Source organism: Gordonia gummivorans (assembly GCF_022513585.1).
Lineage (GTDB): Bacteria > Actinomycetota > Actinomycetes > Mycobacteriales > Mycobacteriaceae > Gordonia.
Map to the genome: position 1 here is coordinate 21469 of NZ_JAKWBF010000045.1, position 6204 is coordinate 27672.

Annotated in this window: 7 protein-coding genes and 2 pseudogenes; 3 read left to right on the forward strand and 6 right to left on the reverse strand. The window is 61.1% G+C overall.

The genetic code is table 11. The annotated features are described in order from the left end of the window. Positions 1-10 precede the first annotated feature (10 nt). Positions 11-472 (reverse strand): annotated as a pseudogene (locus tag MKW15_RS22930) (IS3-like element ISMysp3 family transposase); the annotation flags it as partial. Here MKW15_RS22930 and MKW15_RS22935 point away from each other — a divergent pair. Beyond that, positions 472-651 (forward strand): annotated as a pseudogene (locus MKW15_RS22935) (DDE-type integrase/transposase/recombinase); the annotation flags it as partial. The pseudogenes MKW15_RS22930 and MKW15_RS22935 sit on opposite strands and share 1 nt — an antisense overlap. A 136-nt stretch (positions 652-787) precedes the next feature. On the opposite strand, the gene MKW15_RS22940 reads toward MKW15_RS22935, so the two are convergent. Genes MKW15_RS22940 through MKW15_RS22950 form a run of 3 tightly spaced genes read right to left on the reverse strand, consistent with a single transcriptional unit; the run spans position 788 to position 3980 of the window. Continuing rightward, a complete protein-coding gene (locus MKW15_RS22940; protein WP_240862471.1) occupies positions 788-1822 on the reverse strand; it encodes a tyrosine-type recombinase/integrase in 1035 nt (344 codons plus the stop codon). Beyond that, positions 1819-2775: a tyrosine-type recombinase/integrase gene (locus MKW15_RS22945; RefSeq protein ID WP_240862473.1), complete on the reverse strand. Its 957-nt coding sequence runs from the start codon at positions 2773-2775 to the stop codon at positions 1819-1821. Before MKW15_RS22945 ends, MKW15_RS22940 begins: the two co-directional genes overlap by 4 nt. Then, positions 2772-3980 (reverse strand): tyrosine-type recombinase/integrase, encoded by a 1209-nt coding sequence (locus MKW15_RS22950; RefSeq protein ID WP_240862475.1) that lies wholly within the window; start codon positions 3978-3980, stop codon positions 2772-2774. Before MKW15_RS22950 ends, MKW15_RS22945 begins: the two co-directional genes overlap by 4 nt. Positions 3981-4209: 229 nt before the next feature. Here MKW15_RS22950 and MKW15_RS22955 point away from each other — a divergent pair, with 229 nt between their 5' ends. After that, positions 4210-4458, forward strand: a complete 249-nt coding sequence (locus MKW15_RS22955; protein ID WP_240862478.1) for an integrase core domain-containing protein — start codon at positions 4210-4212, stop codon at positions 4456-4458. Positions 4459-4517: 59 nt separating this feature from the next. Here MKW15_RS22955 and MKW15_RS22960 read toward each other — a convergent pair whose 3' ends face one another. Beyond that, positions 4518-4937, reverse strand: a complete 420-nt coding sequence (locus MKW15_RS22960) for a YdcF family protein (protein WP_308221093.1) — start codon at positions 4935-4937, stop codon at positions 4518-4520. Between MKW15_RS22960 and MKW15_RS24615 the strand changes: the two genes are divergently transcribed. Further along, positions 4893-5030, forward strand: a complete 138-nt coding sequence (locus MKW15_RS24615) for a hypothetical protein (protein WP_308221094.1) — start codon at positions 4893-4895, stop codon at positions 5028-5030. The genes MKW15_RS22960 and MKW15_RS24615 overlap by 45 nt on opposite strands. A gap of 95 nt (positions 5031-5125) precedes the next feature. Here the strand turns inward: MKW15_RS24615 and MKW15_RS22965 are convergent, their stop codons facing one another. After that, a complete protein-coding gene (locus tag MKW15_RS22965; protein WP_240862480.1) occupies positions 5126-5692 on the reverse strand; it encodes a DUF4916 domain-containing protein in 567 nt (188 codons plus the stop codon). Positions 5693-6204 lie beyond the last annotated feature (512 nt).

The window sequence follows — 6204 nt, forward strand, 5'->3', positions numbered from 1 at the left end:
GCACACCTGGTTACTGGTGTGCCTCCACGGATGTGGCGGCATGTTGAGTGTAGTAGTTCTGCTCGGCCTCGATCGGCGGGATACGCCCGAGGAGGTGCATGAGCCTGCTGACGTTGAACCAGCCGACCCACACCGCGGTCAGGTGCTCGACATCTCCGACGTGACGTAGCGGACCATTGCGGAACGGCGAATCATCGCGTACCGCTTCGGTTTTGAATAAACCTATGGCCGTCTCGGCGAGGGCATTATCGTAGGCGTCCCCGACCGATCCGATAGACGGCATCAACCCGGACAGTTCCAGCGTTTCCTCACACCGCACCGAGGTATACTGGCTACCCGCGTCTGAGTGAAGAATAGTGTTGCCGGACAACGGATTACCCTCATTCTCACGTAGTTGGGCGGCCTGTCGGATCGCATCACGGACGAACCGGTCAGTCTTGGACGCCGAGCACTCCCACCCGACGATCCGGCCGGGACTTCACCGCGGCGCAGCCGGACACGCGTTGGTGTGGGGACATCACCTACATCAAAACGTGGCAGGGATGGTGCTATCTGGCGACGGTGATCGACCTGCACTCCCGCATGGTCGTGGGCTACGCCATCGCCGATCACATGCGTACCAGCCTGGTGACCGACGCGTTGACGATGGCGATCACCCATCACCCCGGCCGGCGGCCGGGGTGATCTTTCATTCCGATTATGCCGGGGTCTGTGTTAAGCCGAGGATCGGCGAGTCGTGTTGTGCGGGTTGGGGTGGGTGACTGATTCCTCGGCTTAACGGTGAGGGTCAGCGGAGGCTGTAGAGGGCTTGGAGTTTCTCGTCGGTGAGGCTGTCGGGGGTTGGGCCGTCGATGGCTGGGGTGGCTGCGTCGATGGCGTGGCGCATCATGTCGACGGTGGCGAACGCGTAGAACGCGGTGGTGGTCGACATGTTTTCATGGCCGAGGAGTCGCATGATGATCGGCAACGGGATGCCTTGCTGGTAGAGGTCCATCGCTTTGGTCTTGCGGAGCATGTGGCAGTGGATTCGGTCGGGCATCGTTGGGCAGGTGCTTCGGGCCGTGATGGCCGCTGATTTCAGCACGGCTGCAACGGAATCCGTTGATAGCGGTGCAGGTTTTCCGTTACGCAGGCTGTAGAACAGAGGGCGTGTGGCGCTACTGGGCTCGGGATGGAACTCGTCGAGGTAGATTCGGAGATGGTCGAGTGTCGTGGTGGTCAATGGAACGACGCGGGACTTGTTGCCCTTACCGGTCAGCGTGAGGTGCCCGGGCACGGCCAGGTGCAGGTCGCCGAGGGTGAGCGTGGTGATCTCCCCGACACGGGCTGCGGTGTCGTACAACAGGATCAACAGCATCCGGTTTCTGCGCGATTTGACGGTGGCGCCCGTCCACGCCGCGAGCAAAGCTCGGGTTTGCGGTTCGGTGAGGAACTCGATGGGCTTCCTCGGTGATGTCGGGGCCTTGAGAGTGGCTGCACGCTGACCCAAAGTGACCAGGGTGAGGTCCTCGGCACCGCAGTAGGCCAGAAACGCCTTGATCGTGCTCAGCCGCAGCGCGATCGTGGCGGGCGTGTAATGTCGGTGTTCGCTCATCCAGGTCAGCCAACCCAGCAGGTGGGCATGATCGAAGTGGTCGAAGGTGACATGGGCCCGGTCGATCTCATGCTCGGCGGTCAGGTAGCCCAGGAAGCATTCCAGGCTGATCCGGTAGGCCTCGATCGTATTTGGCGAACGGTGTTGAGCAGTGGGCAGATACACGTGTAGCCAGGTGCGGGCCAGGGCATAGAACTGCGGGGCACCGGTGCGCGGGTCGCGTTTCATCGAAAACCTACCTCGGGTAGCACCGAGGCGGTGGTCTCGGTGAGATGGGCGTAGGCGTCGAGGAACCGCGGCGAGGTCTGAATGTAGTAGAAGGTGGAATCGATCGACGAGTGCCCCATGTAGCGCGCCAGATACGGCAGCATCGCGGTCACGTCGATGCCGTCGGCCATCCATCGGTCGATGTTGGCGTAGGCGAAATGATGCCGGAAATCGTAGGGCCGGGGCCGCTGCCCGCCCTCGGGGCGGGGCAGGCCTGCTCGGTCCCAGATCCGGTTGAACATCACTCCCACCGTTGCCGCGGTGACCGGTTGGCCGGTGGAGGAGACGAAGAAGGTACCGCGGTCGTGGCCGAACTGGCGGGCGGTGATCTGCTCACAGCTGCGAAGGACTGCGATGACGTCGTCGGTCAGTGGTAAACGCCGGCTGCGGTTGCTCTTGGCGCTCATCACGTCGAGATACCCCTCACGCAGATGGATGTGGATGGGTTTCAACTGGCGTACCTCGCCGGTGCGCAACCCACACGAATGCATCAGGGTGAAGAACGCGACCGCTTGCCATCGCCAGGGCGAGGTCGTGGCCACGGCGGCCGCGGCGGTGAAGAAACGGTCGATCTCCGCTGCGGTGAGCAGGTACGGGTGCGCCGGCACGAACTGGGCTTTCCATGCTGGGGACAGCACGTAGGCGTCATGGTCGCCATGCACCTGCAACCAGCGCCCAAAGTCGCGGACGTACGACATCCATGACCGAAAGCGGCCTGAGCGGGTCAGTTGCTCGGTGACCCACCCTTCGACGGTGGTCTGATCGAAGCGGGTGTAGCCGTGGCGTGTGCAGTAGTCGTCGAACTTGTGCAGGTACCAGATCCTCGAGGCCCCGTAGAAACCCATCGACGTCTTGAAATCGAGGTAGGCGTCGAGTTGTTCGGCGAACGCGCTGGTGAACCTGTGACCGGTCATGACCGCACCGCGGGTGCGGGGACGTCGAGAACGCAGCCGAGCAGCCGGTCACGATCGACGCTGAGGTAGGTGTTGGTCGAGTCCGCGCTGGCGTGCCCCAACACCGCCGAGATCGTCGGTAGCGGGACCGATGCCCGCAGCAACCGGGACGCCGCGTTGTGGCGCAACAACGTGGTACCGCCCTTGAACTCGGTCACCCCGGCCCGGGCGAACACTGCGGCGGTGATCCGATGAATCGCCGCATGATCGGACAAGCAGGTGCGCGGAGCCTTGCACCGCAAGAACACATGATCATCTGATGAGTCGGGCCGTTCGGTCAGGATGTAGGTGGCCAGTTTGTCGACGACCGCACCCATCAGCGGCACCGTCAACCGATTGTGGGTCTTCTGTTGCACCAGCGACGCGGTCTGCGAGCGCCAATCGATATCGCCGAGTCGCAATGCGACAAGATCACACGACCGCAGTCCAGTGGTCAACGCCAACAACGTGATTGCCGCATCCCGGGCACTGACCTGACCAGCAGCGCATACCTGCAACACCTTGACCTCGTCGGCCTCGGAGAGCACTGGCACGATCCGGTGGGAACGCTTGATACCGGCTATCCTGAGCCCCTCAACCAGATCGACCCGTTCGGTGAACCTCAGGAATGGCCGCAGGTTCGACACCACCCAGAACAGCGACGACCGCGACCACCGATCGGTCAACGATTCGAGGAACTCCAACACACTGGCACCGTTCACCTCCACAAGGGACTGCGCACCGGTCGATTCCAGGAACACCAGGTAGCTGCACGCCATCCGGCGATAGGCCTCGCGGGTAGCCGGCGCGAGGCCTCGACGAGTCATCTCGGACTCCCACACATCGACCAGCTCAACGAACTCATCGGTGACCGGAACAGCGCCTCCGCCACCACGTTTCCTCATCGAGAGGTCCACTCTCCCAGTCGCGACATAGGAGTCGAACAGGGCGACCAGTCGCGTGTAGTCGAAGCGACGTTGAGCGCTGAATCTACCGGTACGCGGGCTCACCGTCAGCGCTGCGAACTCGGCGCCCAACTCCGGCGTGTACACCCCACCCCGCTCGGCGAGAAACGCAGTAAGAGCTTTGATCGACTTCTCATACTGACCGATCGTCGACTCCATGTAGCCAGCCGAACGCAGACGTGCGACCACCTCTGAAGCGATCCCTGCGACCGTCGTATCCATGATCTTCTCCTTCCAAGAGGACATATGGATACGCATCGACGCTAGCTAGCCAGACCCCGCGCAATCGTTAAGCCGAGGAATCAGTCACCCACCCCAACCCGCACAACACGACTCGCCGATCCTCGGCTTAACACAGACCCCGGCATAATCGGAGCTAAACCGAATTCCTGTTAACAGCGACCGTGGGTCCACGTACACCGCCAATGCGTTCACCAAGCTGTGTCGTCGGATGGGAATCCGGCAGTCGATGGGGCGGGTCGGATCGTGTTTCGATAACGCCGCCGCGGAGGCGTTCTTCTCGTCACTGGAGTGGGAAGTGTTGTCACGCAATGACTTTGATACTATTGCGGAGGCCAAGGGGACCGTGCTTGACTGGTGTTACGGCTTCTACAACCACGATCGCCGGCACTCCACGATCGGGATGGTCAGTCCCATCGACTACGAGAACGCCGCAGCCGCGGGACCCGAAGCCGCATAGAGGAGTCCTCCACGATTCGGGGGGAACCACAGTACGCACTAATTGATAAAAGTCAGGTTTCAGCACCCGACAACCCACGCCTTGCCCAACCCGCCGAACTGGTATGCGTATGTGTATGCCCAACGCCACACTGGGCGGGCGTAGGTTCGTGGAACTGCACGCATGGTGACAGCTCCGTCAAAGCACTGACCAAATATGTAGCGCGCACGAACCAAGTGAAACTTCCAGCTGACAACGATCACCGAGCGCCAGCTGTACTCATGTGCCAGGCGTTGTACGAGCAAGGCTTCGCCGCGCGTCGTCGACGGATCGGGATGCTCACAAATCACGCGAAAGGACGCCGACGTCGAGTTGCATACTCGCGCCATCACTGAGTCCCCAGGGCCGTATGGATCTGATATGACCACGACGTCGGCGTACCCCAGCTTCGCAAGGTGCAGCCCATAGTCTTCCCTGCCGTCGTGCTCTCCACCGAGCACGACGATGGCATCTGCGCGACGAAGCGGATCTTGGTGATCGTCACCGAAGAGGCGATGCCCGACCGCGAAGAATGCGCATCCTCCGATCAATAGCATCACCATCAATACTGCCGCGAAAGCCTTCCGACGGCGGCGCCTGGCTGCGCGTTTGGATACGGCTCCGGACTTACTCTGTCGCGCAACCGGATTCATCGCTGGAGAGCGTGGCCATCGTCGAGTAGGCGGTAGATGAACTCACGGCTTCCCGGCCACATCGCGTAGGAGTCCAATTCGGATGGCTCGGCCCATGCGAAATCAAGCGCCTCACCACCAGGGCGAACAGAAAGCCCTTCCTCCGCCTCGACAATGAACCCCATGCTGATCGCGTGCTTGCGGGGGTCGGTGCCAAATACGTAGGTGTCTGAATGACCGTCCTTGGTGGGCGCAAGATAGTCGGGGAACCACTCGAAGACGGTGGCGTGCCTTGGGGCCGGGGGGATCGCCATGGGGCAGTCGCGCCCGAACGCGTCATATGCGTGTCGACGGATGGACGTGGCGATGGTTTCGCCCCTCAACACTCTGCCGCCGAGGTGGCACCAGGCAGGCACATCATTGAATGGACTATTGCGGAGGATGATCCCGACCATTGCGATGGCGCCACAGGAGTCGCGTCGCACGGGTACAAAGTCGACGCACGGTATCGGCAACGTCGAGATCGCAGATTCCCACTGCTGCTCACTGAGCCAGCCGGAATACCTGCCGTCATTGGAGAGCATCCGTAGAGCATCGCAGACGGTGCCCCAAGGCGCGACTCAAGACTGTCCGCCTTTCGGATGAGTGGGAGCTCCCAGTCGGAATGCGGCTTCTAGGGATTCGACGGAATCGCTCCTAGCTTGTGAGGAAGTTCTCGATAATGGGCTTGCGATCTATTCGAGTTCGTTGGACTTGAACTGAGTCCACTCAACTTCCATGCCGGGCGATTAGGATCAGGTGCATCTCTCTGGATGTAGAAGTGCGATTACACAACATTCCCTTGTTGATTCTGAGGATGACATTCCCTGAATTGAGGCCGTGATAAATGTGCCTGAACTGCGGTTATGGCCCTGGTCCTGGCATGGCGTCTAGCGTCCGAGTCGACTGTGGGTGTGCAACTTGGCGACTATTCCAGTTAGTGGCGGTGGTCACTAAGGTAAGGCTAAGGAGGGTTCTCGTTTCGCAACGACGACGCCCAATTCATGTGTAGTCCAGAAAGGGGACATTCGATCGCCAGCGCGCATCATGACTAACT

What these genes read in the sequence shown, in the direction of transcription:
- MKW15_RS22955 (WP_240862478.1), top strand. Translation starts at nt 4,210, where the DNA reads ATGGGAATCCGGCAGTCGATGGGGCGGGTCGGATCGTGTTTCGATAAC.
- MKW15_RS22965 (WP_240862480.1), bottom strand. Translation starts at nt 5,692, where the DNA reads ATGCTCTCCAATGACGGCAGGTATTCCGGCTGGCTCAGTGAGCAGCAG.
- MKW15_RS22945 (WP_240862473.1), bottom strand. Translation starts at nt 2,775, where the DNA reads ATGACCGGTCACAGGTTCACCAGCGCGTTCGCCGAACAACTCGACGCC.
- MKW15_RS22950 (WP_240862475.1), bottom strand. Translation starts at nt 3,980, where the DNA reads ATGGATACGACGGTCGCAGGGATCGCTTCAGAGGTGGTCGCACGTCTG.
- MKW15_RS22940 (WP_240862471.1), bottom strand. Translation starts at nt 1,822, where the DNA reads ATGAAACGCGACCCGCGCACCGGTGCCCCGCAGTTCTATGCCCTGGCC.